The sequence below is a fragment of the Streptomyces sp. NPDC023838 genome (assembly GCF_040639555.1).
GTDB lineage: Bacteria > Actinomycetota > Actinomycetes > Streptomycetales > Streptomycetaceae > Streptomyces.
This window is the reverse complement of sequence record NZ_JBFAAD010000001.1, coordinates 288,535-315,049: the sequence shown is the minus strand read 5'-3', so window position 1 is coordinate 315,049 and position 26,515 is coordinate 288,535. Positions and strand designations below refer to the sequence as shown.

18 protein-coding genes and 1 pseudogene are annotated in these 26,515 nt (G+C 71.0%); 12 read left to right on the top strand and 7 right to left on the bottom strand.

What is annotated here, in order from left to right:
- Window positions 1-2 precede the first annotated feature (2 nt).
- Window positions 3-1,007, top strand: a complete 1,005-nt coding sequence (locus AB0G17_RS01390; protein ID WP_361374264.1) for a MerR family transcriptional regulator — start codon at window positions 3-5, stop codon at window positions 1,005-1,007.
- A gap of 46 nt (window positions 1,008-1,053) precedes the next feature.
- On the opposite strand, the gene AB0G17_RS01385 is transcribed toward AB0G17_RS01390, so the two are convergent.
- Complete coding sequence (locus AB0G17_RS01385; protein WP_361374262.1) at window positions 1,054-1,671, bottom strand: XRE family transcriptional regulator; 618 nt, start codon at window positions 1,669-1,671, stop codon at window positions 1,054-1,056.
- Between the two features lie 88 nt (window positions 1,672-1,759).
- Between AB0G17_RS01385 and AB0G17_RS01380 the strand changes: the two are divergent.
- Window positions 1,760-2,385: pseudogene (locus AB0G17_RS01380) on the top strand (methyltransferase domain-containing protein).
- Between the two features lie 46 nt (window positions 2,386-2,431).
- Window positions 2,432-2,932 carry a DinB family protein gene (locus tag AB0G17_RS01375; protein ID WP_361374260.1) on the top strand — a complete coding sequence of 167 codons (501 nt, stop codon included), beginning with the start codon at window positions 2,432-2,434 and terminating at the stop codon, window positions 2,930-2,932.
- 9 nt (window positions 2,933-2,941) lie between these two features.
- Here the strand turns inward: AB0G17_RS01375 and AB0G17_RS01370 are convergent, their stop codons facing one another.
- The 6 genes from AB0G17_RS01370 to AB0G17_RS01345 all read right to left on the bottom strand — a co-directional run bounded on the left by AB0G17_RS01370 (window position 2,942) and on the right by AB0G17_RS01345 (window position 11,524).
- The gene (locus AB0G17_RS01370; protein ID WP_361374258.1) at window positions 2,942-3,502 is read right to left on the bottom strand and encodes a CGNR zinc finger domain-containing protein; all 561 of its coding nucleotides are present in this window, start codon (window positions 3,500-3,502) and stop codon (window positions 2,942-2,944) included.
- A gap of 66 nt (window positions 3,503-3,568) precedes the next feature.
- Complete coding sequence (locus AB0G17_RS01365; protein ID WP_361374256.1) at window positions 3,569-3,763, bottom strand: hypothetical protein; 195 nt, start codon at window positions 3,761-3,763, stop codon at window positions 3,569-3,571.
- A gap of 80 nt (window positions 3,764-3,843) precedes the next feature.
- Complete coding sequence (locus AB0G17_RS01360; RefSeq protein WP_361374254.1) at window positions 3,844-4,908, bottom strand: alpha/beta hydrolase; 1,065 nt, start codon at window positions 4,906-4,908, stop codon at window positions 3,844-3,846.
- A 176-nt stretch (window positions 4,909-5,084) separates the two neighbouring features.
- The gene (gene yicI / locus AB0G17_RS01355) at window positions 5,085-7,367 is read right to left on the bottom strand and encodes an alpha-xylosidase (RefSeq protein ID WP_361374252.1); all 2,283 of its coding nucleotides are present in this window, start codon (window positions 7,365-7,367) and stop codon (window positions 5,085-5,087) included.
- A 126-nt stretch (window positions 7,368-7,493) separates the two neighbouring features.
- Entirely contained in the window at window positions 7,494-8,477 is a 984-nt protein-coding gene (locus AB0G17_RS01350) for an acetylxylan esterase (RefSeq protein WP_361374250.1), read from the bottom strand.
- Between the two features lie 191 nt (window positions 8,478-8,668).
- Window positions 8,669-11,524 carry a glycoside hydrolase family 3 C-terminal domain-containing protein gene (locus AB0G17_RS01345; RefSeq protein ID WP_361374248.1) on the bottom strand — a complete coding sequence of 952 codons (2,856 nt, stop codon included), beginning with the start codon at window positions 11,522-11,524 and terminating at the stop codon, window positions 8,669-8,671.
- A 202-nt stretch (window positions 11,525-11,726) separates the two neighbouring features.
- Here AB0G17_RS01345 and AB0G17_RS01340 point away from each other — a divergent pair, with 202 nt between their 5' ends.
- From AB0G17_RS01340 to AB0G17_RS01300, 9 genes are all read left to right on the top strand, one after another.
- Window positions 11,727-13,406, top strand: a complete 1,680-nt coding sequence (locus tag AB0G17_RS01340; RefSeq protein ID WP_361374246.1) for a Tat pathway signal sequence domain protein — start codon at window positions 11,727-11,729, stop codon at window positions 13,404-13,406.
- Complete coding sequence (locus AB0G17_RS01335; protein WP_361374244.1) at window positions 13,403-14,350, top strand: ABC transporter permease subunit; 948 nt, start codon at window positions 13,403-13,405, stop codon at window positions 14,348-14,350. The genes AB0G17_RS01340 and AB0G17_RS01335 overlap by 4 nt, the downstream gene beginning before the upstream one ends.
- Window positions 14,347-15,321, top strand: a complete 975-nt coding sequence (locus AB0G17_RS01330; protein WP_361374242.1) for a carbohydrate ABC transporter permease — start codon at window positions 14,347-14,349, stop codon at window positions 15,319-15,321. Before AB0G17_RS01335 ends, AB0G17_RS01330 begins: the two co-directional genes overlap by 4 nt.
- Before the next feature lie 110 nt (window positions 15,322-15,431).
- Window positions 15,432-16,460, top strand: a complete 1,029-nt coding sequence (locus AB0G17_RS01325) for a LacI family DNA-binding transcriptional regulator (protein WP_361374240.1) — start codon at window positions 15,432-15,434, stop codon at window positions 16,458-16,460.
- Window positions 16,461-16,488: 28 nt separating this feature from the next.
- Window positions 16,489-18,474 (top strand): beta-galactosidase, encoded by a 1,986-nt coding sequence (locus AB0G17_RS01320; RefSeq protein ID WP_361374238.1) that lies wholly within the window; start codon window positions 16,489-16,491, stop codon window positions 18,472-18,474.
- A 33-nt stretch (window positions 18,475-18,507) separates the two neighbouring features.
- Window positions 18,508-20,652 (top strand): alpha-galactosidase, encoded by a 2,145-nt coding sequence (locus AB0G17_RS01315; protein ID WP_361374236.1) that lies wholly within the window; start codon window positions 18,508-18,510, stop codon window positions 20,650-20,652.
- 328 nt (window positions 20,653-20,980) lie between these two features.
- Window positions 20,981-22,492, top strand: coding sequence for a glycoside hydrolase family 43 protein (locus AB0G17_RS01310; protein WP_361374234.1), 1,512 nt, complete (start codon window positions 20,981-20,983; stop codon window positions 22,490-22,492).
- A 42-nt stretch (window positions 22,493-22,534) separates the two neighbouring features.
- Window positions 22,535-24,280: a cellulase family glycosylhydrolase gene (locus AB0G17_RS01305; protein WP_361374232.1), complete on the top strand. Its 1,746-nt coding sequence runs from the start codon at window positions 22,535-22,537 to the stop codon at window positions 24,278-24,280.
- Between the two features lie 68 nt (window positions 24,281-24,348).
- The gene (locus AB0G17_RS01300; protein WP_361374230.1) at window positions 24,349-26,466 is read left to right on the top strand and encodes a beta-galactosidase; all 2,118 of its coding nucleotides are present in this window, start codon (window positions 24,349-24,351) and stop codon (window positions 26,464-26,466) included.
- Window positions 26,467-26,515: the final 49 nt, after the last annotated feature.

Genomic DNA, 26,515 nt, shown 5'->3' with positions numbered 1-26,515 from the left:
GGGTGTTGATCGGTGAGGTGGCGCGGCGGTCCGGGGTCAGTGCCCGCATGCTCAGGCATTACGAGTCGCTCGGCCTGGTGCGGCCTTCGGGTCGTACGGGCTCCGGCTATCGGGAGTACTCCGCCGAGGACATCCGGCGGATCTTCCAGATCGAGAGCCTGCGGTCGCTAGGGCTGTCGCTGCGTGAGATCGGGCGCGCGCTCGACGACCCCGGCTCCACTCCGCCGGAGCTCGTCGGCGACCTGATCCGACAGACGCGCGAACGCATCGCGGCGGAGACCGAGCTGCTCACGCGGCTGTGCCGGATCGACGCCGCGGAACCCGGCGACTGGGAGGACGTCCTCCAAGTCGTCGCGCTCCTCCAGGCGCTGGGGTCGAAGAGCGCCGACGCACGCCAGCGCGCGGCCCTGTCCTCGGTCGACGAGGTTCCGGTGCCGGTGGAGGCCCTGGTCGAGGCGGTGCTGAGCGAGACGGAACCGAACGTCGCCGGAGCGCTTCGGTGGGCACTGGCGCGATCGGGCGACGGCGGCCCGGTACTGCTGGCGCGGGGCCTCGACTCCCCGGTGGCCGCCGTGCGCGAACGTGCCGTTCGCTCCCTCGCTGAACTACCCGGCGGCGAGGCCACCGAGCGGCTGCAAGACGCTCTCGCCAACCCCGACGCCGTGGTCCGCGGGTTCGCGGCCCTGGCACTCGGAACGCGTGGAATGGCCGATGGGATCCCGGCGCTCATCGACATGATCGAGCAAGGCAGGAACGACACCGACGCAGCCGATGCGCTGAGCGTGCTGGCGAGCGACACCGCGACGGCGGATCGGATCGCGACCGGGCTCGTCGACCGCCTCGCCCACGACACCACCACGGCGCCCGCACGCGGGCGGCTGACCCAGGCATTGGCGGGCATCCCGGGTTCAACGGCGTCAGACGCCCTCGTGGAGCTGTCGCACGACGAGGAACGTGCCGTTGCGCTGACCGCGACGTACCTTCTTCAGCTACGCGCAGCAGGGTGACGGACCCGGCGTGCGGTGGTCCCGTACGCCGCCACCGGACTGCCTTTCACCGGGTTCCTCGCGGGGATTCGGTCCTGGACGACCGGTCGGGGTCGGTGCGTACGTGCGCGCGCACCCCCTGCAGCCCGAACAGGATGAGGAGTTCCACCGCTCCGCCATCGGCGCTGCCCAGCCAGTGCGGCAGGGACGTGTCGAACTCGGCTGCCTCACCGGGCGGCAGCGTCAGGTCGCGCTCGCCGATGACCAGCCGCAGGCGGCCGTCGAGTACGTACAGCCACTCGACGCCCTCGTGGGTCTGCGGGGTCGGCTCCAGCGGCACCGGCCGGGCGGGGATGATCATCTTGAAGGCGTGCACCCCGCCGGGCCGCCGCGACAGAGGCACGAAGGTCATTCCGAACCGACGGATCGGCTTGAGGTGGATCCGGGGGTCGCCGGTGCGCGGCGCACCGACGAGGTCGTCCAGCGGAACGCCGTAGATACGGGCCAGCGGCAGCAGCAGCTCCAGGGTGGGTCGGCGCTGCCCGCTCTCCAGCCGGGAGAGGGTGCTCTCCGACACGCCCGTGGTCGCCGCGAGGTCGGCGAGGGTGATGCCGCGTTCCCGACGCAGCGCGCGAAGTCGCGGCCCCACCGCGTCGAGCACGTCGTCGTCCGTCGTGGGCTCCATGGAGCCCAGCTTGCCATTACCGCAAGATTCCGTGCCAGGTCGTGGTGCGCCTGCCCACACTGAGCACCCACCGACGCGAGGAGTCTTGATGAGCACCACCGATGCGGCCGCGTTCTGGGACCGCCACTACGCGGCCCGACCGGCAGCCGACAACCCGCAGCCCAACGCCCGCCTCACCGAGACGGTGACGGGGCTGACGCCCGGTGACGCGCTGGACCTCGGATGTGGCTCCGGCGGTGACGCACTGTGGCTCGCCCGCCAGGGCTGGCACGTCCCGCCACCGACATCTCGGCCGTCGCGGTCGAACGCCTCGCCGCCCTCGCCGGCTCATACGGCCTGGGCGACCGCGTCGACGCCGTGCGGCACGACCTGCACACGTCCTTCCCGCGCGGCGGCTTCGACCTGATCTGCGCCCACTATCTGCACACCCCCGGGGACCTGGACCGGGTGACCGTCCTGCGCACGGCCGCCCACGCCCTGCGCCCGCGCGGACGGCTGCTGGTCGTCGACCACGGCTCGGCCGCGCCGTGGTCCTGGGAGCAGGACCCCGACACCCGCTACCCCAGCCCGCAGGAGGTCGCCGCCGGTCTCGAACTGGCCCCGCGGACATGGACGATCGAGCGGGCCGACACACCGCGCCGGACCGCGACCGGGCCGGACGGGCGCACCGCCGAGGTCACCGACCACGTCCTCCTCATCCGCCGCACCGCCTGACACTGCGTCCGCCGACACCGCCAACACCGAAAGAAGGCGATCACTGATGCCCAGCACCACCCGTGGCGACCGCCGTCGTGACACCCCGCCGCCCCGGACCGGAAGCAGCGAAACCGAGGTGCTGCGCGGATTCCTCGACTACCTCCGGACCTCCGTCGCCGCGAAGGTCGTCGGCGCACCCGAGCCGCAGGTCCGCGCGGCCGCAGTGCCCTCGGGCACCAACCTGCTCGGCCTGCTCAACCACCTGACGTACGTAGAGCGCTCGCTGTTCCTCGGGGACGACGTCACCGACTGGCAGGCCACGTTCCAGGCCGCCTGGGAGGACAGCGTGGCCGATGTCGTGGCTCGCTACCGCGACACCGTCGAGCGCGCCAACGACGTCCTCGACGGGTGCGCCGATCTCAACGCACCCATCCCGCGACGACGGCCGGGGCGCGCCGCTCCCAGCCTCCGCTGGGCCCTGACCCACATGATCGAGGAGACCGCCCGTCACGCCGGCCACGCGGACGTTCTCCGCGAACTGATCGACGGGACGACCGGCCGTTGATCCTCCTGGTCAGTGAGCCGGTGCGGGGCCGGTCTTCTTGCGGGCGCGGTACGCGGCTGCCTTGATCTTGTTGCCGCAGGACTCCATGCCGCACCACTGTCGCCGCATGCCCCGTGAACGGTCGATGTAGGTGCGGGTGCACTCCGGATTGCCGCACTCCTTGAGCAGGGGCACGTCCGGTCCGCTCAGGAGCTCGATGGCATGGCGGGCCACCACGGAGAGGGCTTCCTCCGGTGTCGCCTGCGTCCATCGCCCCGACGGGGTCAGCTGCGGCACCGCGGACGGTTTGCGTGCCGCGTTGTTGAGTACGGTCAGTGCCGCCCCGTCGTAGTCTTCCGCGAGTCGACGGGCGGTGACCAGCTGGTACATGGCTTCCCGTACGGTCGTCGCCTCCTCGATGTCACTCTCCCGGCTCGGGGAGACCGCGTCGACGATGCCCGACTCCACGTACCAGGCGTTCAGTCTGTCCGGCGTCACGAACATCTCGAAGCGCAGCGAACGGCGTGCTCGGAGCGTAGCGACGAAGTCGAGCGCCGGGTTTCCGCAGACGAAGACATGGTCGAGGTTCACATCACCATTCTGGCAGGTGACGGTATGCCCGGCAAGTTCCGCCACCTGCGCCCGGTCGGACCCCGCTCACAACGCGAGGTCGACGGCGAGGCAGGAGAAGGACCTCCACGAGCCCTCGGGATTGAAGGCGTGGCGTTCCGGGTCGCTCGGTGTCGTCGCCTTCTCCTCGACCATGTCCTCCTGGCGGATGCGCTCCGGCAGACTGCCGAACCGCGCTCGTCGCGCCGCCCCGGCGCTGTCCGTTGCGTGTGCGCTTTCCATGACTGGACTCCGTTCGGTCGCTGGTGGGACTGGCTCAACAGGCTCACACATGTCACCCGCCTTGCAGGTGACATGGGATGTCAGATGCGGTTCACATCAATGACGGCCCGGGCGAAGGCGGCGGGCGCCTCCTGCGGCAGGTTGTGACCGATCCCCTTCAGGGTCCGATGCTCGTACGCGCCGGTGAACCTGTCCCGGTACGAGGCGCCGTTGCCCGGAGCGGTGAAGGGATCCTGTTCGGGGTCGAGGGTGATGGTGGGAACCTCGATGACGGGTCGCGTGGCGAGCCGCTTCTCCAGGGCGTCGTAGCGGCGTTCCCCGTCGGCGAGCCCCAGCCGCCACCGGTAGTTGTGGATGACGACAGCCGCATGGTCGGGGTTGTCGAAGGCCGCGGCGGTGCGCTCGAAGGTGGCGTCGCCGAAGTCCCACGTCGGGGAGACGGTCTCCCAGACGAGCCTGGTCAGATCATGGCGCAGAGTCCTGTCCTCCATGGCGAGCCGGCCCCGCTCGGTGGCGAAGTAGTACTGGTACCACCAGGTGTGTTCGGCGGTGGGGGACAGCGGCTTCAGGTTGGCTTCGAGGTTGGTGATGAGGTATCCGCTGACCGATACGAGGGCTTGACAGCGGTCGGGCCAGAGCGCGGCGACGATGTCGGCGGTGCGTGAGCCCCAGTCGAAACCGGCCAGAACAGCCTTCTCGATCTTCAGGGCGTCCATCAGAGCGATGATGTCGAGCGCGATGGCGGACTGCTGGGCATTGCGGAACGTCCGCTCGGAGAGAAAGCGCGTCGTGCCGTGGCCGCGCAGATACGGGACGATGACCCGATAGCCCGTCTCGGCCAGCATCGGCGCGACGTCGACGTAACTGTGGATGTCGTACGGCCAGCCGTGCAGGCAGATGACGGCGGGGCCGTGAGCGGGGCCCAGTTCGGCGTAGCCGACGTTCAGCAGACCGGCCCTGATCTGCTTCACCTGCGGAAAGGCGGCGTGCGTGCCGGGCGCAACTGCCGCCGCCGGGGCCGATGCCGGGGACGCGTACCGCGGGGCGGCGGCCGCGCCCTGCGGTCCCTGCACGCCCGTCAGCGAGACGGCAGCCGCACCCGTACCCAGTCCCACAGCCTTGCTGAACCCACACCTGTTGATCATGTGACGCCCCTCGTTCGTTCACGTGTACCGGCGATGCGCGCTCTCCGACTGTCGCACAGGATGCGTCACCGGTCAAACCGGTGATGCTCTGGCATGGGGCCTCAGCTTCACCGCCACATACGTGCACCCTTTCGGGTGTCGTCACTGTCTTGGTCAGTGATGCACGTAAAGGCCGCTCAGACCGGGTAGGGGAAGTCGGCCTCACCGGTGCCGGCGGGGTGGGCGTGCAGCGCGCCGGCGGGGCCGCCGATCCGCAGCTGCCAGGGATGCGGGGAGTCGGTGGTCACCCGGAGGCGGTCGCCCGTGCGGCGCAGGTGGAAGCGGGCGGACTCACCGGGGCCCTCGGTGCGCGGGATCACGACGGTGCGCTCGGCGCCGTCGGCGAAGGCGTGGACACGCAGCTCGACTCCGTCGGCCCAGGCGGAGACCGGGTGCTGGTCGTCCGCCCCGAGCGGGATGACGGAGTCGGGGCGGGCGAGGAGTGGCAGGGTGTGGAAGCCGTGCTGTTCACGGACCCAGCGTGGGCCGGTGACCTGGTCGCCGGTGAGGATGTTGGTCCATCTCCCCTCGGGCACGTAGTACTCGACCGTGCCGTCCTCCGTGAAGACCGGGGCGACGAGCAGGTCGTCGCCGAGCAGGTACTGCCGGTCGAGCGTGGCGGCGGCCGGGTCGTCCGGGAACTCCAGCACCATCGCGCGCATCACCGGGAGGCCGGTGGCATGCGCCTGCTGGGCCGCGTGCTGGAGGTAGGGGGCCAGGCGGTGCTTGAGCAGCGTGAACTCGCGGGCGACCTCGACGGCCTCCTCGCCGTAGTCCCACGGGACCCGGTAGGACTTGCTGCCGTGCAGTCGGCTGTGCGAGGAGAGCAGGCCGAACTGCGTCCAGCGTTTGAAGACCGCGGGGTCCGGGGTGCCCTCGAAACCGCCGATGTCGTGGCTCCAGAAACCGAAGCCGGACAGGCCGAGAGAGAGTCCGCCGCGCAACGACTCCGCCATGGCGTTGAAGTGCGACTCGCAGTCGCCGCCCCAGTGCACCGGGTACTGCTGGCCACCGGCGGTGGCGGAACGGGCGAACAGCAGCGCCTCCCCTTCCCCGCGCTCTTCGCGGAGCAGCTCGAACACCGCCTGGTTGTACAGGTGGGTGTAGTAGTTGTGCATCCGCTCCGGGTCGGAGCCGTCGTGCCAGACCACATCCGTGGGGATGCGCTCGCCGAAGTCGGTCTTGAAGCAGTCCACGCCGATGGCCAGCAGGGTGCGCAGCTTGCCGGTGTACCACTCGCGCGCGGCGGGGTTGGTGAAGTCCACCAGGGCCATGCCCGGCTGCCACAGGTCCCACTGCCAGACGCTGCCGTCCGGGCGACGCACCAGGTAACCCTCGCGCATGCCCTCGGCGAACAGCTCGGACTTCTGTGCGATGTAGGGGTTGATCCAGGCGGAGATGCGCAGACCCTGCTGCTTGAGCCGGGCCAGCGTGCCGACGGGGTCCGGGAAGGTCTCCGGGTCCCACACGAAGTCGCACCACTGGTACTCGCGCATCCAGAAGCAGTCGAGGTGGAAGACGCTCAGCGGGATGCCGCGCTCGGCCATGCCGCCGACGAAGCGGGTGACGGTGGCCTCGTCGTACTCGGTGGTGAAGGAGGTGGTCAGCCACAGGCCCAGCGCCCACGCCGGTGGCAGCGCGGGGCGGCCGGTGAGCGCGGTGTAGCGCTCCAGGATCCGCTTGGGGGTCGGGCCGTGGACGACGAAGTACTCAAGGGACTGGTCCTCGACGCTGAACTGCACCTGGCCGACGGACTCCGAGCCGATCTCGTAACTGACCTTGCCGGGGTGGTTGACGAAGACGCCGTAGCCCCGGTTGGTCAGGTGGAACGGGACGTTCTTGTAGGCCTGTTCGCTGCTGGTGCCGCCGTCCGCCTGCCAGATGTCCACCACCTGGCCGTTCCGGACGAACGGGGTGAACCGCTCTCCCAGGCCGTAGACCAGCTCGCCGACGCCCAGCGAGAGCTGTCCGAGCATATGGTGGCGGCCGTCGCCGTCGGTGGCGAAGCCGGTGCCGCGCTCGCCGACGGAGGTCAGCACCCGCCCGTCGGCGGTGAACTCCAGCCGCCACGGCTTGGCGGTGTCCACGCGCAGCGTCAGTTCGCCTGCGCAGAGCTCCACCACATCGCCGTCCCGGCGCACCTTCCCGTTGCCCTGTTCGGAGCCGGGCAGCGCGAACTCCGGTCCGCGCCGCACCGAGCCGGCGTGGTGGGTGGCGCGCACCCCGATCACCCCCTCGGCCGGGGACCAGCACTCGATGGTCAGCAGGGGGCTGTTGAGTGTGCCACCGCGGCCACGCACGTGTTTCACGGGCGCGTAGAGGGTCATCCGGTCCTCGCCGGTCCGGACGTCAGCGACCTCGGTGGCGTAGCGCGCGGTGACGCCCGGACGCATCAGCCAGTAGCCCTCGGTGAACTTCATCGGGCAGGTTCCTCCGTCCGCGCGCGGTGCGCGGTGATCAGGCCCCGGTACCAGTGGTGGCTGTCCTTGGGGGTTCGGGTCAGGGTGTCGTAGGCGATGGGTGATCGGCCGCTCCGCGCTCGGCGGTCACAGCTGCGGCGCCAGTCCGAGGCCGAGCAGCCAGGAGAGCTGGGCGGGCGGGTTGGAGCCGCAGCCGCCGCCGTGGTCGGCGAAGGGCCACACCGTCATGGTCCGGTCGTCGCCCGCGTAGTGGTTGAAGGCGGCGTAGACCGTGGAGGGCGGGGTCACCGGGTCCATCAGGCCGACACTGAACAGGGCCGGCGCGGTGGCTCGTCGGGCGAAGTGGACGCCGTCGAAGTAGTCGAGCGTGGCGAAGGTCGGCTCCACTCGGTGCCGACTGTGCCAGCGCAGGTACTTGGCGATCTCCGGGTACGGCCCCTCGCCGGCGATCTGCACGGCATGGCGGAAGTGGCACAGGAACGGGACGTCCGGCAACACGGCCGCCACGCGGCCCCCGCCGAGGCCCGCGACGGCGAGGGCCAGTCCGCCGCCCTGGCTGCCGCCGCTCACCACGACCCGGTCGCTGTCCAGACCTGGCAGTTGCGCGACGGCGTCCACGGCACGCACGCAGTCGGTGATCAGCCGCCGGTAGTAGTAGTTCTCCGGGGAGTCGATGCCCCGGGTCATGAAGCCCTCGACCCACTGGGTGCCGTCGCCCATGCCCCGGTCCGGGGTGTCATGGCCCTGGCCGCGGCTGTCGACCACGAGTTGGGCGTATCCCGCGGCGGACCAGAACAGGTGCTCGGTGGGCAGCCCACGGCCACCGCAGTAGCCGATGTAGGTGACGACGACGGGCAGCGGCCCGTCCACCCCGCGCGGGCGCAACAGCCAGGCGGCCACCGGCTCGCCGTTCCAGCCGGGGAACCGTATGTCGTCGACCTCGACGGTGCGCAGCGCGTACTGCGAGGTGACGCGTTCGGCCTTGATCGCCGCGCCGTGCGAGCGGGCGTCGGCGAGGGTCCGCCGCCAGAACTCGTCGAAGTCCTGCGGAACGGTCAACTCAGGCCGGTAGCTGATGAGTTCGTCAAGCCCGAAGTCGGTGAGCGGCATGGGTTTCCTCCGGGAGGAGCGAGGACGAGGTGATGGGGTCGGACGTGGGCAGCGACGCGGGGGCCACCTCCGGGCGGCCGGGTGACGGGAGTGGAACGGACTCGGTACGAGGCGCCTCGCGGCACCGGCACCGAGCGGGGGTTGGCGGCCCGCCCCCCTCGGCGGGCCGCCGGTCTGTGGGGCGACGGGCCTCAGTCGGCCGCGCCGAAGCGGAAGGCGCGGAGCCGGAAGTCGCCGTGCAGGGTCAGGCTCAGGTCGTGCACGCCGTCGAGCGGGGCGGCGAGCTCGGCGGTGGTGTCCGTCCACGCGTAGCGGTCGCCGGTCACGGGCACGTCGATCTCGGCCAAGGCCCGGTCGCCCAGGCGAACTTCGAGCCGCGCCCCGCCCGTACCAGCACCCTCGCGAGTGGTCTCGACCTCGATCCTGGCGGCCCCGGAGAGGTCGATGTCGCGGAAGAGGAGCGTCGCGGGCCACGCGGGATCGGTGGGCGTGACGGCGTCACCGTCGGAGCGGGTGGCGTCGACGACGGTGACACCCTCGTAGTCGTCGAAGTCGACCGCCCGGATTCGCTGTCCCACGCCCACCCGGGGCGCGGCGGCGGCTCCGGTCACGGTGAGCGGCGCGGCAAGGACCGGGTGGTCGGCGCAGCGGGCGACGATCACCTCGTAGCCGCCGGGATCGACGGCGAAGGCGCCGGTGCTGACGGACCAGTGGGCAAGCTGCTCGGCCGACAGCCGGAACGTGAGCTCGCGGTCCTCCCCCGGCTCCAACCGGACCTTGCGGAAGTCGGCCAGTCGCAGCCGGGGTGCCTCGTAGCGGGCGTCCAGGGCCCGGACATAGAGCTGGACGACCTCACTGCCGGCCCGTCGGCCGGTGTTGGCCAGGTTCACCGTTACGTCGAGTGAGCCGTCCTGGGCGATCGACGGTGGCGACAGGCGCAGGTCCCGGTAGGCGAAGTCGGTGTAGGACAGCCCGTGGCCGAAGGGGTAGAGGGGGGCCGCCCGGTGGTACTGGTAGGTCCAGCCCGCCTTGATGATGTCGTAGTCGAGCGGGGCGGGAAGCGGGTCGTCGCCCCGGTACCAGGTCTGCGGCAGGCGGCCTGCGGGCTCGGCCTCGCCGAGCAGGACGGCGGCCAGCGCGTGTCCTGTTTCCTGCCCGCCGTGGGAGGTCCACACCACGGCGGGCAGGTGCTCGTGGGCCCAGTCGAGGGCGAAGGGGTAGCTGCTCATCACGACCAGCGCCGTGTCCGGGCGGACGGCCGCGACGGCGCGCAGCAGCTCCTCCTGCCCCTCGGGCAGGTCGATGTCCGCGCGGTCCTCCGTCTCGCGGCCGTTGACCATCGGGTGGTTGCCGAGGACCACGACCGCGACGTCGGCCGCCGCGGCGGCCTCCCGCGCCTCGGCCAGGCCGTCGCGCAGCAGTTCCCGCTGCCAGCGCTCGGCGTCGTCCGCTGTCTCCGCGGTGACCGTCACCCGGCCGTCGGTCGGGTCCACGGCCGCGTAACGCCCGGTGAACAGGGAGCGGAGCAGCACGGTGTCCGCACCGGCCGGTTCGAGCCGGAAGGTCTCCTTGACGAACCAGTTCTTGATCACGATCTGGTCGTCGGCGAGGGCGTCGTCGTCCTGCAGGCTCAGATAGCGTCCGGTGTCGGCGGCGCGCAGTGTGAAGGCGCCGCCGCCCCAGTCGGTCACGTCGAAGGCGCACTTGCCGAGCAGGTCACCCGTGGTGCGCGAACGCAGGGTGATCCGGTCGGACCCTTCCACGCGGACCACCTCGCCGCCTTGGGCGCCGACGGCCCCGGCCAGTCCGGTGGCGATGCTGACCTGGTACGGCATGGTGCCGCTGTACCAGTCCTCGCACAGCGTGTCGGCGAGCGGGCCGATGACGGCGATCCTCGGCGTGCGGTCCGGGTCGAGCGGCAGCAGGCCGTCGTTCTTGAGCAGCACCGTCGACTCGATCGCGGCGTACCGGGCCAGGGCGCGGTGCTCCGGGCTGTCGATCACCTCGGGTCCGGTGTCGGCGTAGGGGTCGAGCTCGGGGTCGAACTCGCCGACACGGAAGCGCACTTCCAGCTGCCGCCGGACCGCTCGGTTCACGTCGGCCTCGTCGATCAGGCCCCGCTCCAGCGCCTCGCGCAGTCGGCCGACCGGTGTTCCGCTGTCCTCGCCGTGGTCGGTGAAGCTGTCGATGCCGGCCTTGAGGGCCGCCGCGTGGGACTCGACGTGGTCGTCGAAGTAGCGCTCCGGGTCGACCAGGTTGGACGGAGCCTCGGCGTCGCTGACCACGAAGAGCTCATGCCCGGTCGGCTCGGCCCAGCGGCGCAGCTCCGCCTCGATCAGCGGACTGACGTGGCAGGGGCGTCCGTTGACGAGGTTGTAGGCGGCCATGGCGCCGGTCGCGGCGCCGGAGGCGACGACGGGGCGGAAGGCGGCCAGGTCGTACTCCTGGAGTACGCGCGGACGCAGTCCGGAGGAGGTGGTGCAGCGGTCGTCCTCGTTGTTGTACGCGAGGAAGTGCTTGAGCACCGGGGCGGCCCGCAGATAGGTCGGGTGGTCGCCGGTAAGACCCCGGCAGAACGCCTCACCGATCCGGGCGGTGTGCACCGGGTCCTCGGAGTAGGCCTCCTCGTTGCGGCCCCAGCGCGGGTCGCGCAGCAGGTTGAGCACCGGGGCCCAGGCCTGCAGCGAGTTGGCCCCCCGCTCGGCCGTGCCGATCGTCGGGGGATGGTGGTAGTGGAAGGCCCGCAGCTCGGTCGAGACCGCGTCGGCGACCCGGCGTACCAGGTCCTCGTCCCAGCTGGCGCCGAGGCCGACGGCCTGGGGAAACACCGTCGCCACCCCGAGCCAGGAGACGCCGTGCAGGGCCTCGCTGCCGGTGCGGAAGGGAGCGAGGCCCAGACGCGGCACGGCCGGCGCGTACTGGTGCAGCATCGCGAGCCGTTCGTCGAGCGTGAGCCGTTCGACCAGGTCGTCGACGCGCTTGCGCAGCGGCAGCGCGGGATCGCGGAAGGCAGGCAGGTCGGCTGCGGACACGGGAACGGAACTCACGGGGAATACCTCTCGGCGGGCCGGAAGCAATGATCGTTCGTCGAAGCGCTTCGACGCTGACACGATCCGAAAAAACTGTCAACTACCCAGTACTCAAACCACTTTGGGATTTGTTCAGCCTCTTGCTCAAACGGTAACGCGTCATTACTCTCGCCGAAACTTCCAAGCGCTTCGACGTACTGACGGAGAGGGGCCACGCCACATGAGTTCCGGGTTGAACCGCAGGAGCTTTCTGAGCACCACCGCCACGATCGCGGGGGCCGCCGTGATGACGCCCCTGCTGTCCGCTTGCGGCGGCTCGGCCGGGAAGTCCGGTGCGAACAGCAAGGAGGGCCTCAAGGCGGCTCTGCCGACTTATGTGCCGAACAACAGCGCGGTCAAGCCGGACATACTCCCGGTGCGCGGTGGAACCGACGCCGCGACCGACCCGGCCTACCTCAGCTACCCCGCGTCCCCGCCCACGAGTGTCTCCGGCGTTCCGGGCAAGGGCGGCAGCTACACGGCGGTCACGCCGCTGTGGGGCACCAACCCACCGGTCGGCAACTCCTTCTACCAGGCGATGAACAAGGCCCTCGGGGTCGAGCTCACCATCAAGCCGGCGGACGGGAACAACTTCAACACCATCGTCCCGACGATGACCGCCGCCAAGAAACTGCCGGACTGGATCAACCTGCCGTCCTGGTGGAACCCCAACTTCAACACCGGCAGACTGACCGGCACACAGCTGGCGGACCTGACCCGGTACCTGTCCGGCGACAACATCAAGGAGTACCCCCACCTGGCCGCCCTCCCCACCGGCGCCTGGCAGGTCGGTGTCTGGGGCGACAAGCTCTACGGAATCCCCTGCCTGTCCACCAGCTTCGCCATCGCGGGAACCGTCTACTACCGCCGGGACGTCTTCGAGTCCCGGGGCATCACCGCCGACCAGGTGAAGTCCGCCGACGACCTGATGAACCTCGGCAAGGAGTTGACCGACGCCAAGCGGGGCGTGTGGGCCTTCGACGACGTGTGGACGTACCTGTACACGGCCTGGGGTGCCCCCCAGAAGTGGAAGGTCGACAACGGCAAGCTGGTCCACGCCTTCGAGACCCAGGAGTACCTGGAGGCCCTCGACTGGCACCACCGCCTGGCCACCTCCGGGTATATACACCCGGACGCGCTCGCGGGTGACAACGCCAACGCCACCACCCGCTTCTACGGCGGAAAGACCCTCATCCAGGGCGGCGGAACCGGCGTCTGGAACCTGACCGACTACCAGTCCGGTGTCGCCGCGGACCCGCACTACCGGCGCGGCGCCTTCAACGCCCTGGCCGCCGACGGCAAGAGCACACCCGTGATCTACATGGGTCCCTCCACCAGCATGGTCAGCTACCTCAACGCGAACCTGAAGCCCGCTCAGATCGAGGAACTGCTCGCCGTCGCGAACTACCTCGCCGCTCCCTACGGCACCGCCGAGTACACCCTGATCAACTTCGGCGTCGAGGGAGTCCATCACAACCGGGTGAAGGGCGTGCCGACCTTCACGAACGAGGGCAAGAAGGACGTCCAGCCACAGACCTTCCCGTTCCTGGCCGCTCCCTCGGCCGTACTCAGCAACCCGGATGGCGACATCGTCACCAAGGACTACGCGGCCTGGCAGGCCGCCAACGTCAAGACGCTCACCAAGCCGCTCTTCTGGGGCGTGAACTACGCCATGCCGCAGGCGATCGCCGCGGCCGAAGCCGCGCAGAGCGTCAACGACACCGTGAAGGACTGCTACCACGGCAAGAAGAAGGTCTCCGACGCGCAGGCCGCCATCGCGAACTGGAGGTCCGGCCCCGGACAGCGGCTCAAGCAGTGGCTGACCGACAACGTCCTCAACAAGTACGGCACCGGCCAGTGAGTACCACGCGGTCTGAGCGCCCGGCAGGGCCGGCGCGGCTCAGCTGGCGGATCAGGCTGCGACGCGACAAGTCGCTCCTGCTGATGACCGTGCCCGCGGCCGTCCTGCTCCTGGTGTTCAACTACGTACCGCTGTTCGGTGTGGTCACCGCCTTCCAGGAGTACGACCCGCTGGTCGGGGTCTGGCACAGCCAGTGGGTCGGGTTCGACCAGTTCCGGCAGCTCTTCCACGACCCGGCGTTCTGGGACGCGCTGAAGAACACGCTTTACCTCAGCTTCGTGCAGCTTGTCCTCTTCTTTCCGATCCCCATCGCTCTGGCCCTGCTGCTCAACTCGGTGGTCAGCGAGCGGCTGCGCAACTTCTTCCAGTCCGTGGTCTACCTGCCGCACTTCTTCTCGTGGGTGCTGGCGATCACGATCTTCCAGCAGATGCTGGGCGGCGCCGGCGTGCTCAACCAGTTCATGCGCCAGCACGGCTTCGGCGCCTGGGACATCATGACCAACCCGGACACCTTCGCGCTGCTCATCACCTCCCAGGCGATCTGGAAGGAGGCCGGCTGGGGGATCATCGTCTTCCTCGCCGCCCTCAGCGCGATCAACAGCGAGTTGTACGAGGCCGCGGCGGCGGACGGCGCGGGGCGGTTCCGGCGCATGTGGCACATCACGCTGCCGGGCCTGCGCGGGGTGATCGTGCTGATGCTGGTGCTGCGGCTCGGCAACGCGCTGTCGGTCGGCTTCGAGCAGTTCCTGATCCAGCGGGACGCGGTCGGCCACGAGGCCGCGGACGTCCTGGACACCTTCTCCTTCTACTACGGCATCGCCAGCGGCGGCTACAGCTTCGGTGCGGCGGCCGGGCTCTTCAAGAGCGTGGTCTCGCTGCTGCTCATCTGGGGTGCCAACCGGCTGGCGCACGCTTTCGGCGAGGACGGGTTGTACCGAAAATGACCAACGTACTCACCATCGGCTCCCGGCGCGGAAAGCGCGACGCGCGGAAGGGGACCGCCCGGCGCGGCGCCCGATCCGTCCGCCCGGCCTGGGAGGAGCCGCCGACCCCCGTCGGCCAGGCGGCCAAGGGCCTCACGCTCGGCGGCATGCTCGCCGTCATCCTGGTCCCGCTGTGGATCATCGTGGTGACCAGCTTCTCCACCCCCGGGGCCGTCAACCGGGCCGGCGGCCTGGTGATCTGGCCGGACGGCCTGACCACCGAGACGTACCGCCAGATGCTCAGCGACTCGACCGTCCGCACCTCGTTGCTGGTGAGTCTCGGCATCACCGTGGTCGGTACCGCGATCTCCATGGCCGTGTCGATCCTGTGCGCCTACGGCCTGTCGCGGCCCCGGTCGCTCGGCCACCGTTTCGTCCTGATGCTGCTGATCATCACGATGTTCGTCAGCGGCGGCCTGATCCCGAGCTTCCTGGTCGTCACCGAGCTCGGCGGCTACGGCCAGTGGTGGGCGCTGATCCTGCCGAGCGCCGTCTCGGTCTTCAACATCCTGGTACTGCGCGCCTTCTATCAGGAGACCTCCGCCGAACTCATCGACGCGGCGCGGATGGACGGCGCCGGGGACTGGCGCATCCTGTGGTCCGTCGTCCTGCCCACCTCACGCGCCGTCACCGCCGTGACCGCCCTCTTCTACGCCGTGGGCTACTGGAACTCCTTCTTCAACGTCATGCTCTACATGCCGACGGACAGTCAGAAGTGGCCCCTGCAGTACGTGTTGCTCACCTACGTCAACCGGGGCAACGGACTGCCCGGTTCCGTCAACTCCGGCTTCGGCAGTACCCATGCGCAGACCGCGCCGCTGTCGCTGCAGATGGCGGTAGTGGTCCTCACCCTGGTACCACTGGTGATCGTGTACCCGTTCGTACAGAAGCACCTGCGGGCCGGTGTGCTCACCGGCGCGATCAAGGGCTGATCCGCGCGGGGGCCGAGGCCCCCGGGGCCCGGGAACGGTCCCCCGCGGACCGTCTTCGCCGCACGACCGGGGACCGCTCCCCAACGGCACCGACAGAAGGAAGCAGAGCGATGGTGACACTCGCCGATGTGGCCAGGCACGCCGGCGTCTCGTCGAGCACGGTCAGCTACGCCCTCAGCGGCAAGCGTCCGATCTCCGACGAGACCAGAGTCCGCATCGAACGGGCCATCACGGACCTCGGCTACCACCCCAACGCCGGCGCCCGGGCCCTCGCCGGCAAGCGCTCGCACATCATCGCCCTGGTGGTCCCGCTCCACACCGAGGTGCACGTGCCCACCATGATGGAGATCGCCATCGCGGCGACCGTGGCGGCCCGCGAACACGGTTACGACGTCCTGCTGCTCACCAACGACGAAGGCCCCGAAGGGGTCCGCCGGGTCGCCGCCACGGGGCTCGCCGACGGGGTCATCCTGATGGACGTCCGACTGGACGACGACCGCATCCCGGTCCTGCGGGCCAAGGACATCCCGGCCTCGCTCATCGGCCTGCCCGACGACCCCGCCGGACTCTCCTGCGTCGACCACGACTTCGCCACCGCGGGCGCCCTGTGCGCCGACCACCTGGCCGATCTCGGCCACCGCGACGTCGCCTTCATCGGCTACAGCAGCGGCGTCTACCGACGGCACGCCGGCTACGCCGAGCGCACCCTGAACGGCTTCCGCGCCCGCGCCGAGCGGCGGGGCCTGCGCTTCCTCCACCGGCCGTGCGAGGGCACATACGAGAGCACGGCCGGCACCCTGGCCCGTATCCTCGCGGACCGACCGGACACCACCGGCTTCGTCGTGCAGAACGAGACCGCGATCGGCCCGCTGCTCAGCCTGCTGCGCGCCGGCGGACGGACCGTGCCGGAGGACGCCTCCGTCATCGCCATCTGCCCCGATCCGCTCGCGGAGCAGCACTCGCCCCAGCTCACGGCCGTGACCGGCCCGAAGAAGGACCTCGGGGAGGTAGCCGTCGACCAGGTCATGGCGAGGATCACCGCAGTGGCCGCGGGTGAGGAACCGCAGGACCAACTCGTCCTGATGCCACCGGAACTGGTGGTCCGCGAAAGCACCGCACCAGCGCCGCAGCGCAGTTGACGCGCCATGACCTGAGGACGGTTTCCCGATGGACATACGCCGACTCACCGACCGCCTCGGCGGCCTCGCCTTCGGAGGGGACTACAACCCCGAGCAGTGGGACGCGGAGGTGTGGAAGCAGGACGACGAGCTGATGCGCCGGGCGCGGGTCAACCTCGCCACCGTCGGCGTCTTCTCCTGGGCCCTGCTGGAGCCCGAGGAGGGCCGCTACGACTTCGGCCGGCTCGACGCCCACCTCGACCGCCTGCACGGAGGCGGGGTCGCCGTCGACCTGGCCACCCCGACCGCCTCCCCGCCCCCCTGGTTCACCCTGGCCCATCCGGACGCCCTGCCGGTCGGCCCTGACGGCACCCGCCTGACCCACGGCAGCCGGGACACCTACTGTCTCGCCGCCCCCGCCTACCGTCAGGCCGCCCGCCGTATCGCCGGCGCCCTCGCCGAACGCTACGGCGACCACCCGGCGCTCGCCCTGTGGCACGTGCACAACGAGTACGTGACCCTGTGCTGGTGCGACCACACCGCGGCCGCCTTCCGGGTCTGGCTGCGCGCCCGCCACGGTTGTCTCGACGCCCTCAACGAGGCCTGGGGAACGGCCTTCTGGAGCCAGCGCTACACCTCCTGGGAGCAGATCCTGCCGCCCCGCGCCAGCCAGTGGCACCACAACCCCGGCCAGACCCTGGACTTCAGCCGCTTCTGGTCCGACGAGACGCTCGCCGCCTACCGCGAGCAGCGCGACGCGATCCGCGCCCACAGCGACCGCCCGGTGACGACCAACCTCATGCTGCCCGCCTACCAGAACCTGGACCTGTGGGCCTTCGGCCGCGAGGTCGACCTGGTCGCCGTCGACCACTACCCCACCGCGCCCGGCATCGACGCCGCCGCCGACACCGCCTTCTGCGCCGACCGGGCCCGCTCCTTCGGCGGCGGCGCCCCCTGGCTGCTGATGGAACAGGGAACCAACACCGTCTACGCGGCCGGTCGCGTCCTCGCCAAGGAGCCGGGTGAGATCCTGCGCCACTCGCTCGGCCACATCGCCCGCGGCTCGGAGGGCGCGCTGTTCTTCCAGTGGCGCCAGTCCCGGGCCGGCGCCGAGCAGTGGCATTCGGCGATGGTCCCGCACGCCGGTCCGGACAGCCGCACCTTCCGCGAGGTCACGGCGGCCGGAGAGGCCGTCGCCCGGCTCGGCGAACTCGCCGGCTCCACCGTCCGAGCCGAGGTCGCCGTCCTGCACGACTCCGACGCCTGGTGGGCGACGCGGGTCGACGGCCTGCCGTCGTCCGAGCTCGACTACCACGCCGCGCTGCGCCGCGCCCACCGGGCGCTGTGGGACGCCGGCCCGACGGTCGACTTCGCCCATCCCGAACACGACCTGAGCCGCTACCGGCTGGTTCTCGCACCGGCCCTGTTCCTGCTCACCGACGCGGGCGCCGAGAACCTGCGCCGCTACGTCGAGGGCGGCGGCACCCTGCTCGTCCAGCACTTCAGCGGGGCGGTCGACGAGCGCCTCCACTCCCGGCTCGGCGGCTACCCGGCCGCGCCGCTGCGGGAGGCCCTGGGCATCCGGGTCGAGGAGTACCGCCCGTTGCGACAGGACGAGGAGGTCGTTCTCTCCGACGGCTCGACGGCCACCTCCTGGAGTGAGTCCCTGCGCACCGAGGGCGCCGAGGCGCTCGCCTCGTACACCCACGGCATGCTCGCCGGCAGCCCGGCGCTCACCCGCCACGACTTCGGCTCCGGCCACGGCTGGTACCTCTCCACCCGCCTCGACGACGCCGGCTACGCCGCGCTGGTCGGCCGGTTGCTCACGGAGGCCGGCGTCGCTCCGGAGCTGCCGGGCCTGCCGCCCGGCGTCGAAGCCGTCACCCGGCACGCCCCCGACGGCCGCGCCTGGCAGGTACTGCTCAACCACCGATCCGAAGCCGTACCGCTGCCGCGGCCGGGCCACGACCTCCTCACGGGCGGGCCCCTGCACCAACTGCCGCGCGGCGGCTGCGCGGTCCTGCGCGCGCGCTGAACGCCCCCGTCTCTCCCATCGAGGAAGGCCGCCATGACCGACCCGCACTCGACGATCCGCTGGGGCCACCAGGCCCTGGAGCTGGAGATCAGTCCGGGCGAGCACGGTACCCCCCGCCTGGTCCGCATCGGCACGCCCGGCGAGAGAGGCACCGTCCCTCGCCCCGGCGCACCGCTGCCGCTGGTGGAGGTCACGACCGCAGGCCTCGGCCGCCACTGGTCGGGCCGGCACCTCATCGACACCGCGCTCGGCGCGCGGCTGCGCCACCGCTCCCACCGCTCGACCCGGGAGGGCGACTGGCACGTGCTCACCGTCGAGCTGCACGACGCGGAGACCGGACTGACCGCCGAGGCGGTCTACCGGTCCCCGGACGGCCTGCCGGTGCTGCGCGGCGAGGTGGTGCTGCGCAACGAGGGGGCGGCGACGCTGCACCTGGAGTCGGTCGGCTCGCTCGTGGCGGGGTGCCTCACCGGGGGTGACCCGGCGGCCCTGGACAGCGCCGAGCTGCTGTGGGCGGAGAACGACTGGTTGGCCGAATGCCGCTGGCAGCGCCGGCCGCTGCGGGTGTCCTCTCCCGCCCGCAACGGCCGCTTCCACTACCGCGCCGGCCGGAGCACCCACGTGGTGGCCGGGCAGGGCGTGTGGTCCAGCTGCGGTCACCTGCCGATGGGTGGCCTGACGGACCGCGCGTCCGGCCGGACCTGGATCTGGCAGATCGAGCACAACGGCGGCGGCTGGCGCTGGGAGTGCGGTGTCCGCGACGACACGGCGTACGCGGCGTTGTACGGACCCGGCGACGCCGACCACGGCTGGCGCCACCCCTTGGAGCCCGGGGCCGAGTTCCGCACCGTGCCGGTGGCTCTCGCGCTCGCCGCGGACGGTGGCCCGGACGGCGCTTTCGCCGTCCTCACCCGCTACCGCCGGGCCACGCGGCGCCCGCATCCCGACCACCACCGGCTGCCGGTCGTCTTCAACGACTACATGAACTGCCTGATGGGCGACCCCACCACCGCCAAGCTGCTGCCGTTGGTCGACGCCGCCGCCGACGCCGGCGCGGAGTACTTCGTGAACGACGCCGGATGGTACGACGACGAGGACGGCGGCTGGTGGAGCACCGTGGGGGCCTGGGAACCGGCCACCTCCCGCTTCCCCGGGCCGAACGGGATCCACGAGGTCCTGGACCGCATCCGGGAGCGGGGCATGGTCCCCGGCCTGTGGCTGGAGCCGGAGGCGGTCGGGGTGTCCAGCCCGGTGGCCAAGTCCCTGCCGGAGGCAGCGTTCTTCCGCCGCGATGGGCGGCGCGTCGACGAGGGCGGCGGCCGGTACCACCTGGACCTGCGCCATCCCGCCGCCCGCGCCCACCTGGACGGTGTGGTGGACCGCCTGGTCGGCGCATGGGGCGTCGGCTATCTCAAGCTCGACCACAACACCGACCCGGGCTCCGGCACCAGCGGCCACCCCGCGGAGGCCCCGGCCGCGGGCCTGCTCGGCCACAACCGGGCCCAACTCGACTGGCTCGACGGCATCCTGGACCGGCACCCGGACCTCGTCATCGAGAACTGCGCCTCCGGCGGCATGCGGATGGACCACGCCCTCCTCTCCCGGCTCCAGTTGCAGTCCACCAGCGACCAGCAGGACCTGCTGCTCTACCCGCCCATCGCGGCTGCGGCGCCCACCGCCGTCACGCCGGAGCAGGGCGCCGTGTGGGCGTACCCGCAGCCCGGGGACACCCTCGACGAGGTCGCCCTCACGATGGTGAACGCGCTCCTCGGCCGCGTCCACCTCTCCGGTCGGCTCCCCGAACTCTCCGCCGGGGCACGGGAGTTGGTCCACGAGGCCGTGGCCGTGTACAAGTCCATCCGCGCCGACCTGCCGCACGCCCTGCCCGCCTGGCCGCTCGGCCTCCCGGCTTGGGATGCCCCGTGGATCGCCCTGGCACTGCGCACCCCGGCCACCACTTACATCACCGCTTGGCGCCGCCCCGGAGCGGAGGCGGTCAGGGATCTCGACCTACCCCACCTGCTCGGCGCCGACGTCCGTGCCGAAGTGCTCTACCCGGCTTCCAGCCAGGCCGTCACCGTCTGGCACCCGGACACCGCCGAACTCACCCTGACCCTGCCCACGGCTCCGTCCGCCGTCCTGATTCGCCTCACCAGGGCCTGCTCCGAAGGGAGTTGACGATACGACCTGCGACCTCGCGCGCTCCACCGCGCGGGCCCGCATCCGTACGAAACCACGCTTCGCGTCCGGGCCCGAGCCCGACGCAGCCGCGCCCCCGCCTTCCAGATCGCCGGAGTTCGACTCCCCCACCCGGCACCCTCACCCCCCACCTCCTGGGGGACGCATGCGATGGCCACGCTCAGAGCCGCCGGCATGGGCGCCGTCCGATACCCCGGCGGCAGCTACGCCGATGCCCACCACTGGAAGACCCACACCGCCGAAGGCGGCGGAGACGTCTCTTCGCGCACAGCCACCCCGGCGGCACCGCACGAAAGGAACCGACCACGTGTCAGACCAGCCCCAGCAGGGCGGCACCGTCCGCAATCCGGTGATACCCGGCTTCCACCCCGACCCAAGCGTCTGCCGGGTGGGCGACGACTACTACCTCGTCTGCTCCAGCTTCGAGTACTTCCCCGGCATCCCCGTCTTCCACAGCCGCGACCTGGTGAACTGGACACAGATCGGCAACGCCCTGGACCGGCCGAGCCAGCTGCGTCTGCCGCGCGACATGCCCTCCTCCGGCGGGATCTACGCTCCCACGCTGCGCCACCACGACGACCGCTTCTGGCTGGTCGTCACCAACGTCGGTGACGGCGGCAACATGCTCTTCACCGCCACCGACCCGGCCGGTCCATGGTCCGACCCGGTCCGGCTGCCCGGAGTCCCCGGCATCGACCCGGACCTCGCCTGGGACGAGAACGGCACCTGCTGGTGCACCGTCGCCGGAATCTCCCAGGTCCGCATCGACCCGCACACCGGCGAGACCCTCGGAGAGCCGCACCGGCTGTGGTCCGGCACCCCCGGCGCCCTGGCTCCCGAGGCGCCACACCTCTACCGGATCGGTTTGTACTGGTACCTGCTCATCGCCGAGGGCGGCACCGAACGCGGTCACGGCGTGTCCATCGCCCGCGGCCGCACCCCCTCCGGCCCGTTCGAGCCGTGCCCGGCCAACCCGATCCTGACCCATCGCGGCACCGCCCACCCGATCCAGAACACCGGCCACGCCGACCTCGTACAGGCTCCCGACGGCTCCTGGTGCATGGTCCTGCTCGGCGTACGGCCGCGTGGCGGCACCCCCGGCTGGCACGTACTGGGCCGGGAGACCTTCCTCGCCCCGGTCGAGTGGGTGGACGACTGGCCGGTCGTCGGCGAGCCGTCCCCCGAACTGCCCACCCCCGCCTGGCCGCTCCACCCCTCCCCCGCCGCACCGGTCCGGGACGACTTCGACCACGCCGAGCTGCAGCCCCTCTGGATCTCGCCGCGCGAGCGCCCGGAGCGGCTCTGCACCACGAAGGAACGATCCGGCTGGCTCACCCTTCGCGCCGCCGGCGCCTCACTCGACGAGAACGACGCGGTGTTCGTCGGCCGGCGCCAGCAGCACCTCACCTGCCGCGCCCGCACACTGATCGACCCCGCCGACGGTCGCGGCGGTCTGGCCGTACGCCTGGACGAGGAGCACCACTACGAGATCGAGGCGGCCGCCGGCGAGGTGACGGTGTTCGCCCGCATCGGCTCGCTGCGCGCCGAGATCGCCTCCCGGCCGTTGCCCGCCGGAGCGGTGGTGCTCGGCGTCGAGATCACCCCGACACCCTCGCGGGACGCGCGGACCGGGCCGGACACCCTCTCCTTCGGCATCGAGGAGCCCGACGGCACGTTCAGCGTGCTCGCCCCGCTCGACGGCCGGCACCTCTCCACCGAGGTGGCCGGAGGCTTCACCGGCAGGGTCATCGGCATGTACGCCGCGACCGGAACCGTCCACTTCGACTGGTTCGACTACGAGCCCCTCCCCATTCCCTGACCACCCGTCAACCCCCTGCCCGTTCACACGAAAGGGACGACCGTGAACGACCCACAGCAGACCACGCGCCCGCGCAGCCGCCGGCTCGTCCGGACGGCCGGCCTCGTCGTGGCACTGGCCACCACCGGCAGCGTCACCTGCGGCACCGCCATCGCCGCACCGGCCGACCCGGCACACTCCCAAGGGGCCACGGGCAAGGCGCCGCGCCGCGCGATGGACGCCGTGGCCCAGATGCAGCCCAGCTGGAACCTGGGCAACACCCTGGACGCGATCCCGGACGAGACCTCCTGGGGCAATCCGCTGACCACCAAGGCCCTGATCGACCACATCCGGGCCGAGGGCTTCCGCAGCATCCGCATTCCCGTCAGCTGGTACCCCCATCAGTCCGAGACCGCTCCCTACACCATCGACGCGGCGTACATGAAACGGGTCAAGCAGGTGGTCGACTGGGCCCTGGAGGACGGCCTCTACGTCGACCTCAACGTGCACCACGACTCGTGGAAGTGGGTCGCCGACATCTCCACGAACCACGACGGCGTCATGGCACGGTTCAACTCGACCTGGCGGCAGATCGCCACCACCTTCAAGGACGAGCCGAGCAAGCTGCTCCTGGAGAGCATCAACGAGCCGGTCTTCAACAACGCGACCGACGCCCAGAAGACCCAGTACCTCAACGAGCTCAACACCTCGTTCCACTCCATCGTCCGCAAGTCCGGCGGCAAGAACAAGGACCGTCTGCTCATACTGCCCACCCAGGGCGGCTCGGGGACCCAGCCCCTCATGGACGACCTGTCCAAGACGATCAACTCGCTGCACGACCGCAACCTGGTCGCCACCGTGCACTACTACAGCTTCTGGCCGTTCAGCGTGAACATCGCGGGCTACACCACGTACACCGCCGACACCCGCAAGGACATGCTCGACTCCTTCGCCCGGATGCGCGACACCTTCATCTCGAAGGGCGTCCCCGTCTACCTGGGCGAGTACGGCCTGCTCACCCGGCCCACCGAGGGCTACGTCGAGCGCGGCGAGATGCTGAAGTACTACGAGGAGCTGGGCTACCAGGCCCGCATCAGCGGTGTCACCACCGCCCTGTGGGACGACTTCTCCTTCCTCAACCGCGCCGACCTGAAGTGGCGGGACCCGGAGCTGATGAACCTCATCAAGCAGTCCTGGCAGACCCGCTCCGGCACCGCCTCCACCGACAACCTCTTCCTGCCGAAGGCCGGCCCGATCAAGGCCCAGACGGTCACCCTCAACCCGAACGGCACCCAGCCCCTGACGGTCTGGCACGGCAACACCCCGCTGCGCGAGGGCCCCGACTACACGATCAAGGACAACCAGCTCACGCTGACAGCGGACGCGCTCACCCGGCTGGCAGGCGACCGTCACCTCGGCGTCAACGCGACCGTGGAGGTCTGGTTCTCCCAGGGGGTGCCGTGGCGGCTCCACGTGAACACCTCCGACAAGCCGCAGCTGTCGAACGCCACCGGAACCGACGCCTCGCTCGACATTCCCAGCCGGTTCAACGGTGACCTGCTGGCCACCATGGAGGCCAAGTACGCCGACGGCACCAACGCCGGCCCGGCCGCCTGGACGCCGTACCAGCAGTTCGGCTACTCCTTCGCCCCCAAGTACGACGCCAACACGACCACCCTCACCGCCGACTTCCTCAAGTCCCTCAAGGACGGCGTGCCGGCGACGCTCACCTTCCACTACTGGAGCGGCACCACGGTGACCTACCAGGTGACCAAGTCCGGCACGACGGTGACCGGCACCGCCTCCTGACCGAAGTCCTCCCCGCCCCGGCTGCCGCCCCTGGCGGCCGGGGCTCCCTCATATATCGAGGTGCACCCATGGTCCCGCTGCCCCCGCGTGTGCTGTTCGGCGCCGCCTACTACCACGAGTACCAGCCGTACGAGCGGCTCAAGGAAGACCTCGACCTGATGGCGGAGGCGAAGTTCACCGTCATCCGGGTCGGCGAGTCGGTCTGGTCCACCTGGGAGCCGGAGAACGGCCGGTTCGACCTGGACTGGCTGGCCCCGGTCCTCGACGCCGCCCACGAGCGCGACATCGCGGTCGTCCTCGGCACGCCCACCTACGCCGTGCCGCCGTGGCTGGCCCGGCAGTACCCGGAGATCGCCGCCGACACGGCAACCGGGCAGCGCACCCCCTGGGGTGGCCGCCAGGAGGTCGACTTCTCCCACCCGGCCTTCCGCCACCATGCCGAGCGGGTGGTGCGCCGGATCGTCGCCCGCTACGCCGGCCACCCGGCCGTGATCGGCTACCAGGTCGACAACGAGCCCGGCTGCCGGCTGCCGCACAACCGGGGCGTCTTCCAGCGCTTCGTCGACGACCTGCGGCAGACGTACGGCGACGTGGAGACCCTGAACCGCGCGTGGGGACTGGTCTACTGGTCGCACCGGCTGACCGACTGGTCCGACCTGTGGACGCCCGACGGCAACGCCCAGCCGCAGTACGACGTCGCATGGCGAGCCTTCCTCGCGCGGCAGACCAGCGAGTTCATCGCCTGGCAGGCCGAGATCGTCCGCGAGTACGCCCGCCCCGGGCAGTTCGTCACGACCTGCCTGCACTACGGCCACCCCGCGCTGGAGGACGACGAGCTGACCGACGCCCTGGACGTCACCGCGGGCAACCCGTACTACGACATGCAGGACGCCCTCGCGCTGCCCGACCCCACCCCCGAGGACCACGAACAGGGCTGGAAGTCCACTGGCGTCTGGGCCCTCTACCAGAGCGCGGACCGCATTTTCTCCTCCCGCCAGGAGCCGTTCCTCGTCACCGAGACCAACGCCCAGGCCATCGGCGGCACTTCGGAGAACCGGCCCGCCTACGACGGCCAATGGCGGCAGGCCGCCTGGGCACTCGTCTCCCGTGGCGCGTGGATGATCGAGTACTGGCACTGGCACACCCTGCACTACGGCACCGAGACGTACTGGGGCGGCATCCTGCCGCACAGCGGCAAGCCCGGCCGGGTGTACGCCGAACTCGCCCGACTGGGAGCCGAGTTCGAGGCGGCCGGGTCGCTGGTCGCCGGGATCGAGCCCGACGCCGACATCGCGATGGTCTACTCGATGCCCAGCAAGTGGCTGATGCAGAAGTACCCGCCGCTGGCGAAGGCGGACGGCAGCGCTGACCCGACGTCCTACCACCGCATCTTCGACCCCTTCTACCGCGGCGCCTTCGAGACCGGCCGGCAGGTGCGGATCCTCCACGCCCGCCAGCTGCACGACGCCCGGGGCGAGCGCGAGGGGGTGGCGCCCGACGTGGCCGCCAGGCGCCACCCCGTGCTGCTCGTCCCCGCGCTGTACCTCGCCGAGGACTCGCTGCTCGACTGGCTCACGGCCTACGCAGAGTCCGGCGGCCACCTCGTGCTCGGCCCCCGCACCGGCTACGCCGACCACGAGGCCCGGGCGCGCCACGAGAGCGCCCCGCCGCGCCTCACGGCCGCAGCGGGCGCGTGGTACGACGAGTTCAGCAACCTGTCCTCGGACCTCTCTCTGCGCGCCGCCCCCGACAGCCCGCTGAAGCTCCCGGCCGACGCGACCGCGACCCGCTGGGTGGAGGGCCTCACCGCCACCGACGCCACGGTGCTCGCCGGGTACGACCATCCGCACTTCGGGCGCTGGCCGGCGGTCACCACCCGCGCCCATGGCGCCGGCCGGGTGACCTGCGTCGGCACCGTCCCCGGACGCGGCCTGGCCCGGGCGCTGGCCGTCTGGCTCGCCTCCGTTCCGGTGAGCGGCTGGCCCGACCTGCCCGTCTCCGTCACCGCCACCACGGGAACGTCCCCGGACGGTCGCCGGGTCCACGTGGTCCACAACTGGAGCGGGCAGCCCGCCGAGGCCCAGGCGCCGGTGGATCTGACCGACGTGCTGGACGGCACCCCGGTGCCCGCCGGCGGGCCGGTCTCCCTGGGTGCCTGGGACGTACGGGTCTTCGTCGCAGGTTGACAGAAGGAAAGGGGCGGCGGGCCCCGTCCGGCCCACCTCCGGCACGGCT